The 21027-nt window shown below is 73.8% G+C and carries 11 protein-coding genes; 9 read left to right on the forward strand and 2 right to left on the reverse strand.

Translation table 11 applies throughout. From position 1 onward, the window contains the following. The first annotated feature begins 16 nt into the window (after window positions 1-16). From ICC28_RS29735 to ICC28_RS29765, 7 genes are read left to right on the forward strand one after another with little or no spacing between them, the layout of a single operon-like run. On the forward strand, window positions 17-1321 hold the full coding sequence (locus ICC28_RS29735) for a condensation domain-containing protein (RefSeq protein ID WP_188291831.1): 1305 nt from the start codon (window positions 17-19) through the stop codon (window positions 1319-1321). Further along, entirely contained in the window at window positions 1311-7910 is a 6600-nt protein-coding gene (locus tag ICC28_RS29740) for a non-ribosomal peptide synthetase (RefSeq protein ID WP_188291832.1), read from the forward strand. Before ICC28_RS29735 ends, ICC28_RS29740 begins: the two co-directional genes overlap by 11 nt. After that, entirely contained in the window at window positions 7907-13303 is a 5397-nt protein-coding gene (locus ICC28_RS29745) for a non-ribosomal peptide synthetase (RefSeq protein ID WP_188291833.1), read from the forward strand. Before ICC28_RS29740 ends, ICC28_RS29745 begins: the two co-directional genes overlap by 4 nt. After that, window positions 13300-14442 carry a saccharopine dehydrogenase NADP-binding domain-containing protein gene (locus ICC28_RS29750; RefSeq protein ID WP_188291834.1) on the forward strand — a complete coding sequence of 381 codons (1143 nt, stop codon included), beginning with the start codon at window positions 13300-13302 and terminating at the stop codon, window positions 14440-14442. The genes ICC28_RS29745 and ICC28_RS29750 overlap by 4 nt, the downstream gene beginning before the upstream one ends. Then, a complete protein-coding gene (locus ICC28_RS29755; RefSeq protein ID WP_188291835.1) occupies window positions 14439-15518 on the forward strand; it encodes a Gfo/Idh/MocA family oxidoreductase in 1080 nt (359 codons plus the stop codon). Before ICC28_RS29750 ends, ICC28_RS29755 begins: the two co-directional genes overlap by 4 nt. Next, window positions 15515-16288, forward strand: a complete 774-nt coding sequence (locus ICC28_RS29760) for a thioesterase II family protein (protein ID WP_188291836.1) — start codon at window positions 15515-15517, stop codon at window positions 16286-16288. The genes ICC28_RS29755 and ICC28_RS29760 overlap by 4 nt, the downstream gene beginning before the upstream one ends. Next, window positions 16285-16923 carry an O-methyltransferase gene (locus tag ICC28_RS29765; RefSeq protein WP_188291837.1) on the forward strand — a complete coding sequence of 213 codons (639 nt, stop codon included), beginning with the start codon at window positions 16285-16287 and terminating at the stop codon, window positions 16921-16923. Before ICC28_RS29760 ends, ICC28_RS29765 begins: the two co-directional genes overlap by 4 nt. A gap of 77 nt (window positions 16924-17000) precedes the next feature. Here ICC28_RS29765 and ICC28_RS29770 read toward each other — a convergent pair whose 3' ends face one another. After that, window positions 17001-18380 carry an FAD-binding oxidoreductase gene (locus tag ICC28_RS29770; protein ID WP_188291838.1) on the reverse strand — a complete coding sequence of 460 codons (1380 nt, stop codon included), beginning with the start codon at window positions 18378-18380 and terminating at the stop codon, window positions 17001-17003. A 162-nt stretch (window positions 18381-18542) separates the two neighbouring features. Between ICC28_RS29770 and ICC28_RS29775 the strand changes: the two genes are divergently transcribed. Next, window positions 18543-18893, forward strand: coding sequence for a VOC family protein (locus tag ICC28_RS29775; RefSeq protein WP_223189830.1), 351 nt, complete (start codon window positions 18543-18545; stop codon window positions 18891-18893). A gap of 5 nt (window positions 18894-18898) precedes the next feature. Continuing rightward, window positions 18899-20080 (forward strand): class I SAM-dependent methyltransferase, encoded by a 1182-nt coding sequence (locus tag ICC28_RS29780; RefSeq protein WP_188291839.1) that lies wholly within the window; start codon window positions 18899-18901, stop codon window positions 20078-20080. A gap of 62 nt (window positions 20081-20142) precedes the next feature. Here the strand turns inward: ICC28_RS29780 and ICC28_RS29785 are convergent, their stop codons facing one another. Next, window positions 20143-21012 (reverse strand): alpha/beta fold hydrolase, encoded by an 870-nt coding sequence (locus tag ICC28_RS29785; protein ID WP_188291840.1) that lies wholly within the window; start codon window positions 21010-21012, stop codon window positions 20143-20145. Between the last annotated feature and the right edge of the window lie 15 nt (window positions 21013-21027).

Consider the following 21027-nt stretch of genomic DNA (forward strand, 5'->3'; position numbering starts at 1 on the left):
CGTTACGTTGCCGGACGTGACAGTCACCGAGATCCGCCCGTCCGTGGGCCAGACGCTGCTGTGGTTCCTCGACCGCTACCGGGGCGAGGAGGGCGCGCTCAACTGCCCGGTGCTGTGCAGGCTGCGCGGCCCGCTCGACCGCGAGCGGCTGCGGGAGGCGATCGACCGGGTGACGAACCGCCACGAGGCGTTGCGTACCACGTTCACCGGCGGTGGCCGCCGCCTCAAGGCGCTGGTGCACCCGGCCGTGTCACCGCCGGTCCGCGAAGTGGACCTGAGCGGCGAGCCGGACCCCGGGGCGTGTGCCGACCGGGAGGTGGCCAGGGAACTGGGCACCCGGATCGACGCCACCGGCAGCGCCGTACGCATCACGCTGTGGCGGCTCGCCGAGGACCATCACGTCCTCTGTTTCAACATGCACCACATGGTGACCGACTCGTGGTCCTGCAACGTGATCTTCGAGGATCTGTGCGCCGCTCTGGACGGCAGGCCCTGCGCCGGCACCGCCCCGTACTCGCGGTTCGCCGAGGAGCAACGCGCGGCCCTCGCCGGCCCGTCGGGGAAGCGGCTGAGCGCCTTCTGGGGTGAGCGTCTGAAGGACGTGACGCTGCCCCCGCTGCCGATCCGGCCGGCCACCGCGGGCGCGCCGCGCGACACCAGGCTCGTGCGGCACGTCCTGGACGCGCCGACGGTGGCCGCGCTGGACGCCCTGGCCAAGCGGGAGCGGTCGACGATGTTCGTGGCGCTGCTCACCGCCTACTACCGGGCCCTGAAGGCGGTCAGCGGCGCCGAGGACCTGGCGGTGGCGACCCTGTTCGCCAACCGCGGCGCGGAGCACCGGCGCACGGTGGGGTTCCTGGCCAACATGGTGCTGCTGCGGACCCGGCTGGCCGGCGACGACTTCGCCGCGCACCTGCGGGCCACGCACGGCACGGTGATGGAGGCGTTCGTCCACCAGGCGCTGCCGTTCCAGATGCTGCCCATCAACCTGGGCCGCACCGACCGCCGGCTCGACGACGTGGTGTTCCAGATGATGGCGGACCCGGTGTACTCGACCCGGGCCGGCGGGCTGGACATCGAGGTCCTGGTGCCCGACGACGTCGCCACCCGCTTCGAGCTGGAGCTGGTCGCGGTGCCCGACCGGGACACGGTGCGGGTGCTGCTGTTCTACAACCCCGACCGTTTCGAACCGGAGTTCGCCGAGTCGCTGCTCGCCGCGTACGTCGACATCTGCACGAGCGCCGCCCGCAGCGCGGCGCCCCACACCGACCAGGCCGGGGCGCGTCCCCGGCTGCGCACGGGAGGCCACGATGACCAGTGAGGTGACGGCGGGACGCGCGCTGTCCGCCGAGGAGATCCGCGAGGCCGTCGCCGCGCGGCTGGAACTCCCGGCCGCGGAGATCGGCCTGGACGAGGACCTGGTCACGCTGGGCCTGGACTCGCTCGGGATGATGAACCTGGCGGCCTCCTGGCAGGAGGCCGGTGTGCAGGTCACCTTCGGCGACCTGGTGGAGGAGCCCACCGTGCGCGCGTGGGCGGCCCTGCTGTCCGGGAGCGACGACGGCGCGGGCCCGCGCCCGGAGGCGGAAGCGGACCCGGCCGCCGGTACGGGCGTGTTCCCGCTGGCCCCGATGCAGCACGCCTACTGGTCGGGCCGTCAGCCGGGCATGCCGCTGAACACCGGCTCGCACTTCTACTTCGAGTTCGACGTGACCGCCGACGTCGCGCGCTGGGACGGCGCGGTGGCCGCGGTGCGCCGCCGGCACCCCATGCTGCGGGCGGCCGTCGGCGAGGACGGCCAGCGGGTCCTGCCGGAGTGCCGGGGGCTGGACGAGGTCGTCGACCTGCGTGGCCTGGAGGGTGCGGAGCGCGAGCGGCGGCTGGCGCGGCTGCGCGAGTCGCTGTCCCACCAGACGCTGCCGGTGGCCGAGGGGGGCGGGCTGGACGTGCGGCTGGCGCTGCTGCCGGCCGGAAAGGGACGGCTCTTCCTCGACATCGACATGATCGTCTGCGACGCGTCGAGCTTCCGGATCGTCGTCGCGGACCTGGCCCGGCTCTACGAGGACCCGGCCGACGCGCCCGCGCAGCCCGCCCTGACCTTCCCCGAGTACCGCCGGCTGGTCGCCGAGGGCGGCCGGGAGCCCCGCCCGGCCGACGTCTCCTACTGGCGCGACCGGGCCGAGGACCTGCCCGAGGCGCCCCGGCTGCCGCTGGCCGTGCCGCCGGAGCGGATCGAGCGGGTGCACACGGTCCGCCGGCACGCCTGGCTGGCCCCGGAGTCGTACGAGCGGTTCACCCAGCACGCCCGCAGCAACGGTCTGACGGTGTCGATGGCCGTCGCCGCCGCCTACGCGGACGTCCTGGCGGCCTGGAGCGAGGAAGCGGATTTCCTGCTCAACCTGCCGGTGCTGAACCGGCTTCCGGTCCACCCGGACGTCGGCCGGGTCGTCGGGGACTTCACCGATCTGCTGCTGCTGCGGGTGGCGCCCGACGCGCGCCGCACCTTCGCCGAGCGCGCCCACGCGGTGCAGGAGCAGTACCGGCGGGACGCGGCGCACGCGGCGTACGGCGGCACGTCGGTCCTGCGCGACCTGGCCAGGACGGCGGCCGGGGCGAACCGGCGGGCGGGTGTGGTGTTCACCAGCGCGCTCAGCCTGGGTGAGCTGTTCGACGGGCCGACCCGTGCGGTGCTGGGCACGCCGCTGTGGATGAGTTCGCAGACCTCGGGCGTGTGGATCGACCTGCAACTGGTCGAGCAGGACAACGGCATGCTGATCAACTGGGAGACCACCGAGAACCTCTTCGCCGCCGGTGTCCCCGAGGCGATGTTCGAGGCGTTCGTCAACCGGGTGCGGCTGCTCGCCTCACAGCCCAGCGCCTGGTGGGAGAGCCTGCCGGTGCGGCCGCCCGCGGCGCAGCTCCAGGCCCGCCGCGGCGCCAACGACACCGCAGCGGACCTGCCCCGCCGGGCACTGCACGAGGAGTTCTTCCGGCAGGCGGCCGAGCGCGGCGGGGCGCCGGCGGCGCTGTGGGGCGAGGGCCGGGTGCTGACGTACGGCGAACTCGCCGAGCGGGCCCTGCGGCTGGCCCACGTCCTGCGCACCGCCGGGGTCACCGCGGGCGACCGGGTCGTGATCACCCTGCCCAAGGGCGTCGAGCAGGTGGTCGCGGTGCTGGCGGTGCACGCGCTGGGGGCCGCGTACGTGCCGGTGGGGACGGAGCATCCGCAGGCGCGGCGGCGGACCGTGGAGGCAGTGTCCGGCGCCCGGTGCGCGGTGACCGCGGGCCCGGCCCGGGACGCGGCCGCCGGCCGGATCGCGGAGGTCGACGTGGGGTGCGCGACCGACCGCACGCTGCCCACGCTGGAGCGTGCGGTGGACGTCCCGCCGGACGCCCCCGCCTACGTGATCTTCACCTCGGGCTCGACCGGGGAGCCCAAGGGCGTGGAGCTGACCCATGCGGCGGCCCACAACACCGTGGCGGCGCTGAACGAGCGCTATGCGATGGGCCCCGCCGACCGCACGCTGTGTCTGTCGGCGCTCGACTTCGACCTCTCCGTCTACGACATCTTCGGCCCCCTCACCTGCGGCGGCGCGCTGGTCCTGGTCGACGACGAGGAGCGGCGCTCGCCGGGGACCTGGCTGCGCCGGGCGGCCGGGCACCGGGCCACCGTCCTCAACTGCGTGCCCGCGCTGCTGGACATGGCGCTGACCACGGCGTCGACGCGGCCGGAACCGGACGCCTGGCCGTTCCGGCTGCACCTGCTCGGCGGGGACTGGGCGGGGCTGGACCTGCCGGGGCGGGTGCACGCGCTGCGCCCGGACAGCGTGTTCGTGGTCCTGGGCGGCACCACGGAGACCGCGATCCACTCGACCGTCCAGGAGGTCACGGAGGTGGATCCCTCCTGGCCATCGATCCCGTACAACGTGCCGCTGCCCAACCAGTGCTGCCGGATCGTCGACGAGCACGGCGGCGACCGCCCCGACTGGGTGCCCGGGGAGCTGTGGATCGGCGGGGCCGGGGTGGCCCGCGGGTACGTGGGCCGGCCGGAGCTGACCGCCGCGAAGTTCGTGGAGGCGGACGGCGTGCGCTGGTACCGCACCGGCGACCGGGCCCGCTACCGGCCGGGTGCGGTGATCGAGTTCCTCGGCCGCGCCGACCTCCAGGTCAAGGTGAACGGCTACCGGATCGAACTCGGCGAGGTGGAGCGCGCGCTGGAGCTGCACCCCGGGGTGCGCGAGGCGGTGGTGACGCCGGTCGCCGGGCCCGGCGGCGCCCTGTACGCCCTGCTCGCCCCGGGCACGGCCGACACCGAGGAGGCGCTGGCCACCGCCGCCCGGCAGGTGCCCCCGTACATGGTTCCCGCCCTGGCGGTGGCCGTCGACGAGCTGCCGCTGAGCCGCAACGGCAAGACCGACCGCGCGGCGGCGGGACGGCTGCTGGCCGCGCTGCTGGACGAGCGGACGTCCGGCGACGCCTCGGCCGCCCCGCGCGGTGCGGCGGAGGAGACGGTCGCCGCGCTGTGGGCGGGCCTCCTCGGGTGCGGGCCCCTCGGCCGGGACACCAACTTCTTCCACGTCGGCGGCGACAGCCTGCAGGCCACCCGCCTGCTGGCCGCCCTGCGCCGGCACGGGTACGAGGCCAGGCTCGGCGACCTGTTCACCCGCCCCACGGTGAGCGGTTTCGCCGGGACGCTGACGCGCACCGAGGCGCAGGAGCCCGGCACGGTCCCGGCCGACCCGGTCCACCGGCACGAGCCCTTCCCGCTCACCGACGTGCAGCGCGCCTACTGGCTCGGCCGCGACCCCGACTTCGTCCTCGGCGGTGTCGCCTCGTACTGGTACTGGGAGTTCGAGAGCGACCACGTCGACCTGGAGCGGCTGGAGGCCGCCTGGAACACGCTGGTGCGGCGGCACGAGATGATGCGGGCCGTGCTGGACGGCGAGGGCGGCCAGCGCATCCTGCCCGAGGTGCCGAACTACCGGTTCGCCGTCACGCGCACCACGGCCGCCGATCACGAGGCGGCGGTCGCCGCACTCGGGGAGATGGCGCAGCAGGTCCTCGACGTCACCTCCTGGCCGCTGTTCGACGTGCGCGCCGTGCGGCGGGACGACGGACGCACGGTGTTCGGAGTGGGCTTCGACTACGTGGTGCTCGACGCGCTGTCGATCATGACCATCTTCACCGAGCTGAACGCCCTGTACGCCGACCCCGGCCGGGAACTCCCGGCGCTGGAGCTGTCCTTCCGGGACTACCTGCTCGCGCAGCGCACCGATCCCGCGGCGAGGGCAAGGGACGAGGAGTACTGGCTGCGGGCGATCGAGGAGCTGCCCGCGGCTCCGGCGCTGCCCATGGCGACGGACCCGGAGCGCGTCGACCGGCCGCGGTTCGTGCGGGAGGAATTCCGCATCGACCCGGCGACCTGGGCGAAGCTGCGCCGCCGCACCACCGACGCGGGGCTGACCGCCTCGACGGTGGTGGCAGCGGCCTTCGCCGAGGTGCTGGCGGCGTGGAGCGCGGAGACCTCGCTGACGCTGAACCTGACGGTCTTCGACCGGCAGGACGTGCACCCCCAGGTGAACCAGGTGGTCGGCGACTTCACCTCGCTGCTGCTGCTCGGCCACCACAGCCGCCCCGAAGGGTCCTGGGCCGACACCGTGCGCCGGTTGCAGGGGCAGGTGTGGGAGGGCATGGAGCACCGCGACGTCTCCACCACCTGGGTGCTCCAGCAACTGGCCCGCCGCTCCGGAGGCGGACAGACGCTGATGCCGGTGGTGTTCACCTCCACGCTCGGGGTGGACGCGGACTTCAAGGACCTCTCCTTCGGCTTCGGAGAGCTGCGCCGGGGGCTGTCCCAGAGCCCGCAGGTGGCCCTGGACTGCCAGGTGGTGGAGCGCGGCGGCGCACTCGCCGTCAACTGGGACCACGTAGAGGGCCTCTACAGTCCCGGGGTGGTCCCGGCCGCCCTGGAGGCGATGCGCCGTCTGCTGGAAGCCCTCGCCGACCACGACTGGTCCCGCCCGGCGCCGCCGGTCGCCCTCCCCGAGGCGCAGGCGAAGGTCCGCGCCGAGGTGAACGACACCGCCGTGGTCCGCCCCGCCCGCACCCTGCACGGGCCGGTCCTCGACGTCGCCCGCCGCACCCCCGGGGCCGTCGCGGTGCGCACCCCGTCCGGCGAGGCACTGACCTACGCCGAGCTGGCCGGCCGGGCCCTCGCGGTCGCCGGGCACCTGGTGTCGCTCGGGGCGCGGCCGGGCGAGACGGTGGTCGTCTCACTACCGAAGGGGCCCGACCAGGTGGCCGCGGTGCTCGGCGTGCTGGCGGCGGGCTGCGCGTACGTACCGGTGGGCGTGGGCCAGCCGGCCGCGCGCCGCAACCGGATCGTGCGGTCCGCCGGGGCGCGCCTGGCCCTGGTCGCGGACGGCCCGGACTCCGGCACAGGCTGGGACGAGGCGGTACGGCTGGTGCCGGTGGCCGAGGCGTCGGCGGCCGAGCCGCTCGCCGGGCCGGTGCCGGTCGAGCCCGGGCAGCTCGCCTACGTCATCTACACCTCGGGCTCCACCGGCGAGCCCAAGGGGGTGGAGATCACCCACGCGGCCGCCGCCAACACCATCGACGACGTCAACGCCCGGTACGGCGTGGGCCCCGCCGACGTGGTCCTGCAGGTGTCGGCGCTCGACTTCGACCTGTCCGTCTACGACCTGTTCGGGCTGCTCGCGGTGGGCGGCACCGTGGTGACCCTCACCGAGGACGTCCGGCGGGAGGCGCCCGTCTGGGCCCGGCTGGCCGCCGAGCACGGGGTGACCGTCTGGAACACGGTGCCCACCCTGCTCGACATGCTGCTGGTGGCCTGCGAGTCGGGTCCGGGCCTGCCGGGGCTGCGCGTGGCGATCGTCTCCGGCGACTGGGTCGGGCTGGACCTGTGCGACCGGCTGCGGGCGTGCGCCCCGGACGCCCTGCTCGTCGCGATGGGCGGGGCCACCGAGGCCTCGATCTGGTCCAACGCCCACGAGGTGCCCGCCGTCGATCCCGCGTGGGTGTCGGTCCCGTACGGGCGTCCGCTGGCCAACCAGCGCTTCCGCGTGGTGGACGCGCACGGGCGGGACCGGCCCGACTTCGTGCCGGGCGAGCTGTGGATCGGCGGCGCGGGTGTGGCGCTCGGCTACCGCGGCGACCCGGAGCGCACCTCGGCCTCCTTCGTCACGGACGGCGGCGAGCGGTGGTACCGCACCGGCGACCTGGGCCGCTACCACCCGTCGGGAACCCTGGAGTTCCTGGGGCGGCGCGACCACCAGGTGAAGGTGCGCGGGCACCGGATCGAACTCGGCGAGATCGAGACCAGGCTGCGCGACCTGCCCGCAGTCGCCCACGCGGTGGTCTGGGTCGACACCGGCGCCGGAGCGCGCCGTCTGGCGGCGGTCGTCACCCCGGACCAGGGCGCGGATCGCGCACCGGCCGCGGGAGAGGTGCTGACGGCACTGTCCGCGCATCTGCCCGCCCACATGCTCCCCGAGCACCTCACCGTCGTCGAGCGGCTGCCGCTGAACGCGAACGGCAAGGTCGACCGCGCCGCCGTCGCGCGGACGTACGGGCCGCGGCACGCGGCCCAGGAGCCCGCGGCGGACGACCGTCCGCGCGGGGAGACCGAGCGCGCGGTGGCCGAGGTGTGGGCCGAGCTGCTGGAGGCCCCCGGGGTGGGCCGCGACGCCGACTTCTTCGGCCTCGGCGGGGACAGCCTCGTCGCCACCCGGGTCGTCCAGCAGTTCGCCAAGCGGTTCGGCGTGGAGCTCTCGCTGCGCCAGCTCTTCAACCACCCGACCGTGGCCGGGATCGCCGCCGTCCTCGACGCCGAGATCTCCGCCGGCCACCCGCACCAAGCGTCCGTCAGACTGGAAGAAGGTGTCCTGTGACCGCAGCCGACCTCATCAGCGAACTCGAACAGGCCGGACTGCACTTGTGGGAGGACGAGGGCCGACTCCGGTTCCGGGGCCCGGAGGGGATCATGACCCCCGAGCGCCGCGCCCAGCTCTCCGGCTGCCGGGAGGACGTGCTGCGGGTGCTGCGCGAGCGCGGCCCGCAGCAGGTGCGGCCCGACCCCGACGCCGCCCACGAGCCGTTCCCGCTCACCGAGGTCCAGTCGGCCTACCTGCTGGGCCGCCGGGGCGCCTTCGAGTACGGCTCGGTGCCCTGCCACGCCTACGGCGAGCTGGAGTTCCCCGCGCTGGACCGGGAGCGGCTGCTGCGGGCCTGGCAGCGGGTGGTCGACCGGCACGAGATGCTGCGCGTGGTCATCGACTACGACGGCTATCAGCGGGTGCTGAAGGACCCGCCCGCCCCCGTCATCGGCCGGCACGACGTGAGCGCGCTGTCCGCGGCGGCGGGCGAGGAGCGGCTGCGCGAGGTCCGCGGCCGGCTCTCCGCCGAGTCCAAGGACGTCACCTCCTGTCCGCTGTACTCGCTGGAGGTCACCGAGTTCGCCGACCGGGCCGTCCTGCACTTCTCCATCGACTTCCTGATCGCGGACTACGTCAGCATCTACCGGCTGCTGGACGAGTTCGGCACGTTCTACGAGGACCCCGGCGCCGACCTCCCGGCCCCCGGGATCTCCTTCCGCGACTATCTGCGGGCGGAACGGGCGGTGCGCCAGGGGCCCGCGTACGAGCGTGACCGCGACTACTGGACGGCGCGCCTGGACAGCCTGCCGCCGGCCCCCGAGCTGCCGCTGGTCGACCGGCCCAGCCGGCACGGTGCGGCCGGTTTCACCCGGCGCGAGCTGCGGCTCGAACCGGAGCTGTGGTCGGCGCTGAAGACCCGGGCCGGCAAGCGCCAGGTCTCCGCCTCGACGGCCGTGATGGCCGCGTACGCGGAGGTGATCGGCCGCTGGAGCCGCAGCCCCCGGTTCACGCTCGACGTGACGGTGCTCAGCCGGCTGCCGCTCCACCCCGACGTGGGCGACATCGTCGGCGACTTCACCTCCGTGGAGTTGCTGGCCGTCGACGGCGGCTGCGCCGACACCTTCGCCGGACGGGCCCGCAGGGCGGGCGAGCAGCTCTTCGAGGACCTCGACCACCGGCTGTTCTCGGGCGTGGAGGTGCTGCGTGAACTGACCCGCCGCCGGGGCCAGCAGGGTTCGTTGATGCCGGTGGTGTTCACCAGCGCCATCGGCCTGTCCGACGGTCTCGCCCCGCAGGGCATGATGCGCTCCCAGATCAGCAACGGCATCAGCCAGACGCCGCAGGTCTGGGTGGACTGCCAGGCGATGGAGGCCGGCGGGGCGCTCCTCGTCAACTGGGACGTGCGGGACGACACCGTGCCCCCGCCGGTCCTCGACGACATGTTCGCCGCGTTCCGCGACCTGCTGCACCGCCTCGCCGACGGGGACGAGGCGTGGGACGGCGACCCGCTCGCCCTGCCCGCGCACCAGGCCCGGCGGCGCGCGGCGGTCAACGACACGGCCCGGCCCGTGAGCGACGCGCCGCTGCACCGGGCGCTGCTCGACGCGGCCCGCCGCAGCCCGCGGGCCACGGCGGTGATCGACCGCCGCGGCCGGGTCGACTACGTGACGCTGACCGGCCGGGCCGCCGCCGTGGCCGCCGCGCTCACCGCGCGCGGCCACCGGCCGCACCAGCGGGTCGCGGTGGTGCTGGAGAAGGGCTGGGAGCAGATCGCCGGGGCGCTCGGGGTGCTGCTGGCCGGAGGCACGTACGTGCCCGTCGAGGCGGGCCAGCCGGAAGCCCGGCGCAACAGGATCATCGAGTCCGCCGGGGCCGGCCTGGTGGTCGCGCACAGCACCCTCGGCGGCGCACTGCCCGCCGGGGTGGAACGCGTCGACGTGGACCGGCTGTCGGAGGCCCCCGTCGAGGAGGTTCCGGTCTCCCCGGGCGACTCGGCGTACGTCATCTTCACCTCGGGCTCGACCGGCGAGCCGAAGGGTGTGGAGATCAGCCACCGGGCGGCGGTCAACACCCTGGACGACGTGTGCCGCAGGTTCTCCGTCGGCGCGGACGACGTGGCGCTGGGGCTGTCGAGCCTCGGCTTCGACCTGTCGGTCTTCGACGTCTTCGGCGTCCTCGGCCGGGGCGGCACCCTGGTGCTGCCCGACCCGGAGCGGCGCAACGACCCCTCGCACTGGGCCGAGCTGATCACGGACCACGGCGTGACGGTGCTGAACACGGTGCCCGCCCAGATGATGCTGTTGGAGGAGTACCTGCGCGGCGACGGCCGGGACTGCGCGAGCGTGCGGCTCGGCATGATGTCGGGCGACTGGATACCCGTGACGCTCCCCGACGCCGTCCGCGCCCGGCTGCCCCGGGTGGAGCTGTACAGCCTCGGCGGCGCCACCGAGGCGTCGATCTGGTCGATCTTCCATCCGGTCGGCGAGGTGGACACGTCGGCGCCGAGCATCCCGTACGGCACTCCGCTGGAGAACCAGCGCTTCCACGTGCTCGACGCGTTCCTGCGGCCCAGCCCCGACCTCGTCGTGGGCGACCTGTACATCGCAGGAACGGGTCTCGCCGAGGGCTATCTGGGCGACCCGGAGAAGACCGCGGCGAGCTTCTTCGCGCTGCCGGACGGCGAGCGGGTGTACCGCACCGGCGACCTGGCCCGCTATCTGCCCGACGGCACCCTGGAGTTCATCGGCCGCGACGACCGGCAGGTCAAGATCCGCGGCCACCGCGTCGAGCTGGCCGAGGTGGAGTCCGCCCTGGCCGCCGACCCCCAGGTCGACGCGGTGGCGGTGACCACGCAGGGCGAGCGCAACGACCGCAGGCTGGTCGCCTTCGTCTCGCCCTCGCCCGCCGCCCCGGCCGACCACACGGTGGACGAGGCCCTGGTGCCCGAGGTGCTCGCGGCGGCCGACGAAATCCGCGACGGGGTGGACGTCGCCAAGGTGGTCGAGTTCGCGGCCGTGCTCGACGACGCGGCGCTGCGCCGCATGGTCGACGTGCTGCGCCAGGAGGGCGTGTGGCCGGACACCGCCACACGGCACAGCACCTCCGAGATCATGCGGCTGGCCAGGGTGGCCCCCCGGCACGAGCGGCTGGTGCGCCGCTGGCTGACGGCCTGCGTGGAGAACGGCTACCTGGACCGGGCCGAGGACGGTACCTTCGGCGCTCTGCGCCTGGTCACCCCCGAGGACGTGGCGCGGGCGTGGGCCGAGGTGGACCGCCTGCTGCCGGAGGCCAACGACCGCCCCGAGCTGGTGAACTACTTCAAGCTGGCCGCCAACCACCTGCCGGAGCTGATGCGCGACGAGCGGGACCCGCTGCGGATGCTGTTCCCCGAGGGCGACCTGAGCATCCACGAGGCCGCCTACATGGAGGGCTTCCTCTCCCGCTACCTCAACCGGCTGGCCACCTCCACCGTGCTGGGCGTGGCCCGGCGCAACACCTCCGGCCGCCCGCTGCGGGTGCTGGAGGTCGGCGCCGGCGTCGGCGGCACGAGCGTCGACACCATTCCGGCGCTGGACGGCGAGAACGTCCGCTACACCTTCAGCGACGTGTCGCAGTTCTTCCTGAACAAGGCCGGTGAGCGGTTCACCGCACACCCGTGGGTGGACTACGCGCTGTTCGACTTCAACGAGCCGTACCGCGAACAGGGCGTCCGGCCGAACTCGGTGGACGTCATCCTGTGCGGCAACGTCATGCACTACGCGAAGGACGCCCGCGCGGTGCTGCGCCGGATGCGCGAGGCGCTGGTGCCCGGCGGGTGGCTGGTCTTCATCGAGACGACCCGCGACAACTACCAGATCCTCACCTCGATGGAGTTCCTCTTCGACGCCACCGCCGGTGACTTCCAGGACGTGCGCCACGGCAAGGACCAGACCTTCATCGGCCGCGAACAGTGGTACGAGCTGCTGGCCGAGGCCGGGGCCGACCTGGAGCTGTGCGTCCCGGCGCCCGAGGAGGAGCTGGCCCGCATCGGCATGCACGTCTTCGCGGCCCGCTTCAAGACCGACCGCGCGCCGCTCGACACCGAGGAGCTGACCCGGCGGCTCGCCGAGCGGCTCCCGGCGGAGATGATCCCCTCGCGCTTCGAGGTGCTGGACGCGCTGCCGCTGACCGGCAACGGCAAGGTGGACCGCGCCACTCTGGCCCGGTGGGCCGAGGAGCACCGCACGGCGGGCGCCGCGGCCGTCGCGGAGAGCCCGGGCGAGGCGGGCGAGCTGGAGCTGGGCGTCGCCGCGGTGTACGCGGAGGTGCTGCGCGAGACGGAGGTGCCGCTGGACACCAACTTCTACGCGCTCGGCGGGGATTCGCTGCTCGCCGCTCAGCTCGTCACGGCGCTGCGTGAGCAGGTGCCGGCCGCGGCCGAGGTGTTCTTCGACGAGCTGCTGCGCGAGCTGCTCAACGGCGCGTCGGTGCGGGAGCTGTCCGCCTTCCTCCAGCAGGGACAGGAGGTGGCCGAGGCGAGCGGGGCCGGTGACGAACTGGCGCTGGCCGGGGCGGCGGACGCCCTCGGCAACCCGGTGCACGTCCTGGTCGGCGACGGTCTGGGCGGTCACGCGGAGCGGCTCGCCGCGGGCCTCGGTGCGCTCGACCCGGTGGTGGTGGTGCCGCCGGTGCGGGTGGCCGAGGGGCAGAGCCTGGACGACGTGGCGCAGGAGATCGTGGCGCGGGTACGGGCGTTGAGCCCGGGGCCGTTCCACCTGGTCGGCGCCCACAGCGGGGGCGTGCTGGCGCTCGCTCTCGCCCAGCAGCTGGCCGAGCTCGGCGCCCCGGTGTGCGGGCTGACCGTGCTGAGCAGCTACCCGCTGCCCGCCACGGTCCGCGACGACGTCCTCGAAGAGGCGCTGTTCTGCCTGGACCGCGGGCTGGACCCGGCCGCCCTGGGTTACCCGGACGTGTCCGCCCTCGGGTCGGCGCTCGCCGTGCTCGCCCCCGCCGGTGACATCCCGCCCGGTGCGCCGGCCGCGCTGGCGGACCGGAGCGAGCCGGAGCTGCGGGCGGTGGGCGAGACGGCCGCCGCGCTCGGCGCGCGCCCGCGCGAGGAGCGGCTGGCCGGTCTCGCCGCGGCGCTCGGGCTCGGCGCGGACGAGCTCGCCGGACGCCTCGCGCGGGGGCGGGCGCTGGCGGCCTGTGTCGCCGACCACGACCCCGGTCTGTACACCGGTGAGGCCCGGCTGCTGGTGCACGCCGAGGAGTCCCCCGTCTGGCCCGCCATGGCCGCAGACATGACCGCGCTGTGGGAGTCGGTCTGCGTGGGCGGGCTCCGGCCACAGACGGTGCCGGGCAACCACTTCACCTGCCGTGAGCTGATCACCTCCGAGGTGATCGACCTGCCCGATGAGGAGAACGCGTGAGTGAGCACAGCACCCCGTCGGTCGCGGTGGTCGGTGCCTACGGCGCCGTCGGCGAGGCCGCCGTACGCGCCCTCGCCGAGCGCCGTCCCGACCTCGTCGTACGGCTCGGCGGGCGCGACCGCACCCGGGCCGAGACGCTGCTGGCCAAGTCCGGGCTGCGCGGTGAGGCGGTGCAGGTGGACCTGTACGACGGCCGGTCGCTGGCCCGGTTCTGCCAGGGCGCGCGGACCGTCCTGAACTGCGCGGGCCCGTCCTACCAGGTCCTGGACCGGGTGGCGTGGGCCGCGGCGGCGGCCGGCGCCGACTACGTCGACCCGGGCGGCGACGAACCGCTGCTTGAGGCGCTGACCCGGCCGGGCACCTTCACCGGCACCGCCGTCATCACCGCAGGGATGCAGCCGGGCCTGACCGGTCTGCTCCCCCGCCACCTGTGCTCCCTCCTGGGCCGCCCGCACCGGCTGACGGCCTACGTCGGCACGATGGACCGGCTCACCCCGGCCGGGGCCGCCGACTACCTGCTGTCCATGGGCGGCGCGTACGGGGAGGCCCGCGGCGCGATCCGGGGCGGCATCCGGGTGGAGCGCGAGCTGGAGCCGCGTACCGGTGTCGAACTGCCCTACGCGCACAACCGGGTGGACGTGTACCCGTACCTGAGCTTCGAGTCGGCGCGGCTTCCCGAGGTCACCGGGCTGAAGGAGATCGACTGGTACAACGTCTTCGACGGCGGCGCGCACATGATGAACTGCCTGAGCAGGCTCCAGGGGGCGATGCGCGGCGAGTCCGGCCTCGCCGAGGCGGCCGAGGAGCTGACCCGGGCCGCGGCGCTCGACCTGTTCGGCAGGGACCCGTACCAGCTGATGCTGTTCGAGGTCACCGGCACCGACGGCGCCGGCCGCCCCGCCACCCGCAGTCTGGCGCTGCGCGCCGGCGACACCTACGCCCTGACCGGCCTCGCCAGTGCGCTGGCCGTGCTGGCGGTCCTCGACGGCACGGCGGCTCCCGGGGTGCGCTTCGGCTCCGACGTGCTGGACGCCGAAGCCGTGCTGGCGGCGCTGCGGGCCGAGCCCGCGGTCGGGCTGCTGGAGGTCGTCGACCGGCCGATCCTCACGGCCCGTGCCATGGAGGAGGGCGAACTGTGACCCGCCCACGCGTCCTGGTGGCCGGAACCGGGTTCGGCCGCGCCTACCTGGCTGCCTTCGAGCGGGCGGACCTCGGCTTCGAGCTGGCCGGCATCCTCGCCTCCGGCAGCGCCCGCAGCCGCGCCTGCGCCGCACACTACGGCGTGCCGCTGTGGTCCTCGGTCGCAGAGGTGCCCGGCGACGTCGACCTGGCCTGTGTGGTCGTCGGCGGGGTGATGAACGGCGGCCCCGGGCCGGAGCTGTCCCGGGCGCTGATGCGCCGGGGCGTGCACGTGCTGCAGGAACACCCGCTGCATCCGGACGAGTTGGTGGCGTGCCTGCGCGCCGCCACCGAGTCCGGGGTGGTGTTCCGGCTCAACACCCACTACCCGCACGTGGAGCCGGTGCGCCGGTTCATCGCCGCCGCCCGCCGCCTGGTGGCCCGGCAGCGGCCGCTGTTCCTCGACGTGACCTGTGCCTTCCAGGTCCTCTACACGGTTTTCGACATCCTGGGCCAGGCCTTGGGGACGATCCGCCCGCACGGCGTCGACGGGGCGCTCGCGGAGACACCGGAGGCGCCGTACCGGAGCCTGACGGGCCGCTTCGCGGGCGTACCGATGTCCTTCCGGCTGCAGAACGAGCTGGTGCCCTCCGACCCCGACAACTACAGCCACCTCTTCCACCGCATCACCCTGGGCACGGACGGGGGGCACCTCACCCTGGTCAACACGCACGGTCCGGTGCAGTGGAGTATGCGCCCGCACATGCCGGGCGACATGAAGGACCTGGTGCGCTTCGGCGACTCCGCCGCACCGCATCTGAAGGTGCCGAGCGTGGAACACCTCGGCCCGGCGCAGGGCGCCTCCTACGACGAGGTGCTGCGCGAGCTGTGGCCGCAGGCCACGGCACGGGCCGTCGCCGCGCTGTGGGACGAGGTCCGCTCGAGCGCCGACAGCCGGGGGCACGTGCAGTACCACGTGGCGCTGACGAAGCTGGCGATGCGGGTGAGCGAGGCCTGCGGGCCGGTACGGCTGCGCCACCCGCAGGCGCCGCCGGAACTCCTCGCCGCCTCGGACCTGCTGGAGGCCCCCGCATGAGCACCGACGTCCCCAACCCGTGGCTGCGCGGCTACTTCCCCCGGCCCGGAGCCACGCGGCGCATCGTGTTCTTTCCGCACGGCGGAGGAGCGGCGAGCTTCTACCGCCCGCTGGTGCGCGACCTGCCCGAGGACGTCGAGGGCATCGTGGTGCAGTACCCCGGCCGGGAGGACCGCCTGGGCGAGCCCTGCTGCACCGACATGCCCGGCCTGGTGGAGCCGCTGGCGAAGGCGCTGACCGACCTGGACGACAGGCCGGTGTGGTTCTTCGGGCACAGCATGGGCGCCTCCGTCGCGCACGAGGTGACCCGGCTGCTCGGCCCGGCGGGCGAGGCGCTCCCGGAGCGGCTGATCGTCTCCGGCCGTCCGGGACCCGCCCGGCAGCACCCGGACGACAAGCACCTGGACGACGGGCGGCTGTGGGCCGACGTGTGCCAACTGGGTGGCACAGACGCACGGTTGCTTCAGTTGCCGGGCCTGCGCGAGATGCTGCTGCCGGTGCTCCGCGCCGACTACCGCCTGGTGGGCGGCTACCGTCCCGGGGCCGGCCGCGACCTCTCGGTGCCGGTGAGCGTCTGCTACGGCACCGAGGACCCCGAGGTGGACGCGGCGGACGCGGCGGCGTGGGCGGAGGCCACCTCGGCACCCACCGACGTGACCGAGTTCCCCGGCGGCCACTTCTATCTGCGCACCGGCCACGACACCTTGACGCACTGGCTGGCCGGACGGCTGGACGACCGCACCGACCCCGCGGGAAGGAACCGAGGATGATCGTACGACCCGTCGTGGAGAAGTACGCCGAGGAGGCCTCCTCCCCCGCGCCGCCCTGGCTGGCCGACCTGGTCACCGAGACGGAGGCTGAGACGGATCTGCCGGCCATGATGGTGGGGAGCCTGGAGGGCGAGTTCCTGGCCTCCCTGGTGTTCGCCCTGCGGCCGCGCCGCATCCTGGAGATCGGCACCTTCACCGGCTACTCCGCGCTCTGCATGGCCCAGGCGATGCCGCGCGACGCCGAGCTGCACACCTGTGAACTGAGCCCGCTGCACGCCTCCATCGCGCGCAAGCACTTCGCGGCCTCCCCCTGGGCGGAGCGCATCCACCTGTGGGAGGGCCCGGCGCTTGCATCGGTCAGGGACCTGCCCGGACCCTTCGATCTGGTCTTCGTCGACGCCGACAAGCCCGGTTACGTCGACTACTACGAGGCGGTACTGCCGAAGCTGTCCCCGCACGGTCTGCTCCTGGCCGACAACGTCCTGCAGTTCGGGGGCGTCGCCAACGAGCGGGACCAGCAGCCCGACACCGTCGCGATGCGCGCGTTCAACGCGCATGTCGCGGCCGACCCCCGGGTGCGGCAGAGCGTGCTCACCGTGCGCGAGGGCGTGAGCGTCATCCGCCGGGTCGACTGAACCGGCCCGCGCGCACGTGACGGCGCCCGGACCTCGTGACGAGGTCCGGGCGCCGTCGTGCGAGGGGCCCGCCCGGTTCAGCTCGCGGGCTTGATGTTGTTGTTCGTGTGGAAGAAGTTCTCGGGGTCGTAGACGGCCTTGATCCGGGTCAGCCGCTCGTAGTTGGCGCCGTAGGCGTCCTCGATGCGCTCGGCGGAGTCCGCGCCCAGGTGGTTGGCGTAGACCGCGCCGGTGGTGTGCGGCAGGAGTTCGGCGTACACCTTCTCCGTCCACTCGACGGCCTCCTCGTCCTTGGCCGGGTCGGTCCAGGAGGTGAGGATGCTGGTCAGGTAGCCCTCGCGGTGCAGGAAGGGCGTCTCGGAGGCCGGGACGTTCGACATCACCCCGCCCATCAGGCCGCCGCCGACCAGGCTCCGCTCGGACGGGGCGTTGACGAACCCGTCGGCGAGGATCTGGAGCGGCTCGTCGCGCAGTTCGGGCAGCAGGAAGGAGCGCGGGTAGTACCGGTGGCCGGCGACGGTGTTCTCGTCGAGCATCCGCTGCACGGCCACGTACGGCATCAGGCCGCAGTGGTCCAGGAGCGCGCCGGTGCCCAGGCCGCGCATCTGGCCGATCAGCTCCTCGGTGGAGTCGTCGGGGGCGGCGTGCACGAATCCCAGGCCGATCGCCGGTGCGCCGCCCGGAGCGGTGAGGAAGGCGAAGGAGGTGGTCAGTTCGTCGGGGGCGGTCCGGTTGAACTCGTCGAGTCGGCGGGCCACGTCCACCGTCTGGTCGATGGGGAAGGCGAGCAGTCCCGCCATGCAGTCGCCCTGCGGGTACAGGTCGAACTCGAAGCGGGTGGCCACGCCGAAGTTGCCGCCGCCGCCCCGGATCGCCCAGAACAGGTCGGGGTGGTCCTCGGCGGTGGTGGTCACCAGCCGGCCGTCGGCGAGGACGATGTCGGCGGAGACCAGGTTGTCCACCAGCAGACCCCGGTAGCGGGCGAGCCAGCCGAGGCCGCCGCCGAGCGTGAGACCTCCGATGCCGATGTAGGACTCCTGGGAGCCGGTGACGGCGAGCCCGAAGCTGGTGGTCTCGGCGTCGACGTCGCCCTGTTCCAGGCCGGGCTGGACGACCATGCGGCGGTTGGCGGGGTCGACGCGGATGCCGCGCAGCCGGGAGGTGTCGAGGAGCAGTCCGCCCTCGACGGTGCCGGTGCCGGCGAAGCAGTGGCCGCCGCCCTTGACGGCGAGTTCGATGTCGTTCTCCCGGGCGAAGTTGACGACCTTGACGACGTCGGAGGCGCCGTCCACCTGGACGATCACCCCCGGGCTCTTCTGGAAGTAGCCGTTCCAGATCTGCTTGCGCTCGTCGTAGTCGGCGTCCTGCGCGGTGATGATCCGGCCCCTGATCGCCTCACCCAGCTCCGCGAGCCTGGATTCCGGGACGGCCGTACCGGTCGCGGTGACGAGTTCCACGTCAGTCCTCCTTCGGGGTAGGCGAGTTCGGCCGGCGCACGCTCGCGCGCAAGGAGGCCGATGCGAGGAGAACGTACGGCCGCCGAAGGGCCCGCGACGCGGGGGTGAAAGAGGCCGGAAAGGCCCCCGGGACCGGGGAGAGTGCTGGTTACGCTGGCGCACATGTCTGCACTCCGCGCGATGCCGCTGCTCACGGTGAGTGATCTCGATTCCGCTGTGGAAGCCCATGTCCGGGTCACCGGAATGGAAGTGATCATGAATCACGGCTGGATCGTCACCCTCGCCCCGCCGTCCGACCACTCCGTACAGGTCAGCCTGATCACCAAGGACCCCACCGGGCCGGTGAACCCGGCCGCCTCGATCGAGGTGGAGGACCTGGACGCGGCGCTCGAAGGCGCCCGCGCCGCCGGTCTGGAGATCCTGTACGGGCCCGCGGAGGAGGAGTGGGGCGTACGGCGCTTCTTCTACCGGGACCACGACGGCAACGTCGTCAACGTCCTCGCCCATCTCTGACCGCCATGGCCCCCGCCTTCCGCAACCCCTCCCCCGCCCGCCCCGGCCTCGGCGCGCCGCCCGACCGGCGGGGCAGGCCCGCCGCGGACGCGGCGGACTCCGCGCAGGCGTTCTCCCTCAAGCTCTTCGGCGCCGGGCTCGCCTCCGCCGAGCTGATGACCTGTTACCTGGGCCTGGAACTGGGCCTGTACGAAGCGCTGCGCCGCACCGGCCCCGCCACGGCCGCACAGGTGGCGCGGGCGAGCGGCCTCGACGCCCGGATGGTCCGGGAGTGGCTGGAGCAGCAGACCTGCGCCGGGGTTCTGACCGTCGACGCGCCCGAGGCGCGGCCGCAGGACCGGCGGTTCGCGCTGCCGCCCGCCCACGCGGAGGCGCTGCTCGACGCCGACAGCCCGAACTGGATCGCCCCGCTGGTGGTGATGCCCATCGGCGGCATGGCGGCCGTCCTGCCGCAGCTGGTGGAGGCCTACCGCGGTCGCCGGGGCCTGCCGTACGCGGCCTACGGCGAGGCCCTGCGCGGAGGCCAGGCGGGTCTGAACCGCGGTGTCTTCGAGCACCACCTGCCCGGCTGGATCGGCCGCCACCTGCCCGACATCGACGCCCGGCTGCGGGTGCCGGGCAGCAGCATCGCCGACGTGGCGTGCGGCTCCGGGCTCTCCACGCTGGCGCTGGCCCGTATGTTCCCCGACGCCGAGGTGCATGGGATCGACCTGGACGAGGCGTCGGTCAGGGACGCCGAGGCGAACCTCGCCGCCGCCGACCCCGCGGAGGGGCTGGCCGACCGGGTCCGCTTCCGTGCCGGGGACGCCGGCGCTGCGGGGGCGGCCGGGGCGGCGGGGTACACCCTGGTGTGCGTGTTCGACGCCCTGCACGACATGTCGGCGCCGGTGGACGTGCTGCGGGCGTGCCGCCGTCTGATGGCGCCCGGAGGTGCGGTGCTGCTGATGGAACCGTCCGTCGGCGAGCGGTTCACCCCGGCGGCGCCGGACAGCGAGCGCTTCCACTACGCGGTCAGCGTGCTGCACTGCCTGCCGGTCGGGATGAGCCGGACGCCGAGCGCGGCCACGGGCACGGTGATGCGGCCGGAGACCGTGCGCGCATACGCCGCCGAGGCAGGCCTGGACACCCGGGTGATCGACGTGGGACACCCGTTCCACCGGCTGTACCGGCTCACGGACCGGCGCTGAGACGGTACGACGACGGCTCCCAGCCTCGATGAGGGGCTGGGAGCCTGCGCGTCGCGGGGAGGTCAGCCTGCCTCCGTCTCCTCCCCGGAGGCCCGGCGCGAGCCGCGCGGGGTGCCGACCTTGCCGGAGCGCAGGTAGTCGGCGACCAGGGCGTTGACCTCGGTGGGCTTCTCCAGCAGGGAGGCGTGCCCGCAGTTGCGGATCTCGGTGTACTCGGCGGTCGGGATCAGGTCCGCCAGCTCGCGTGACAAGTGCCGGGGCGCGACGATGTCGTGCTCCATGCCCACGACGAGCAACGGCACCCGCACCGCGGCCACTTCCTCGTCGCTGGGCCGGAAGGCGGTGCTCGCCTCGGCGTGCCCGATGGCGCCGTGCCCGCCCGACTCCGCGAGGCCCGCCAGCCCGTCCAGGTAGGGCGCGATGAACTGGTCGCGGTTGAGCGCCCGCGGCCCGAACAGGTACATCGCCCGGAACGCGCCCTCCAGCAGGGCCGGCACCTTGTGCCCGTTCTTGAGCCGCTCCACCGCCTCGGCCTGGATGGCCTGCTGGAGCTTGCCCGGCTTCCAGGGGACGCCGATGAGCGCGGCGCGCTCGATCAGGTCGGGGCGCTTCATCGCCAGCTCCAGCAGGATCATCGCGCCCACCGAGTAGCCGATGTAGGTGCAGGGGCCGAGCTCCAGGGCCTCGTTGAGGGCGGCCAGGTCCTGCCCGAGCAGTTCCACCGTGTACGGCGGCGGGGTCTCCTCCGAGGGGTGCACTCCGCGCAGGTCGAAGGTGACGACGCGGTATCCGGCCTTCGTCAGGTGCGGCACCTGCATGGTCTCGAACAGGGAGGCCTGGTGCTGTCCGGGCACGAGCACGACCACGGGGCCGTCCTCGGGACCGTAGATGTCGTAGCTCAGCGTGACGTCCGTGGGCAGGGTGACTTTCATGGGGTTCCCTTCTGT

It is taken from the genome of Streptomyces sp. TRM68416 (assembly GCF_014596915.1).
Taxonomy (GTDB): domain Bacteria; phylum Actinomycetota; class Actinomycetes; order Streptomycetales; family Streptomycetaceae; genus Streptomyces.

What these genes read in the sequence shown, in the direction of transcription:
- ICC28_RS29740 (WP_188291832.1), top strand. Translation starts at nt 1,311, where the DNA reads ATGACCAGTGAGGTGACGGCGGGACGCGCGCTGTCCGCCGAGGAGATC.
- ICC28_RS29760 (WP_188291836.1), top strand. Translation starts at nt 15,515, where the DNA reads ATGAGCACCGACGTCCCCAACCCGTGGCTGCGCGGCTACTTCCCCCGG.
- ICC28_RS29765 (WP_188291837.1), top strand. Translation starts at nt 16,285, where the DNA reads ATGATCGTACGACCCGTCGTGGAGAAGTACGCCGAGGAGGCCTCCTCC.
- ICC28_RS29775 (WP_223189830.1), top strand. Translation starts at nt 18,543, where the DNA reads ATGTCTGCACTCCGCGCGATGCCGCTGCTCACGGTGAGTGATCTCGAT.
- ICC28_RS29780 (WP_188291839.1), top strand. Translation starts at nt 18,899, where the DNA reads ATGGCCCCCGCCTTCCGCAACCCCTCCCCCGCCCGCCCCGGCCTCGGC.
- ICC28_RS29785 (WP_188291840.1), bottom strand. Translation starts at nt 21,012, where the DNA reads ATGAAAGTCACCCTGCCCACGGACGTCACGCTGAGCTACGACATCTAC.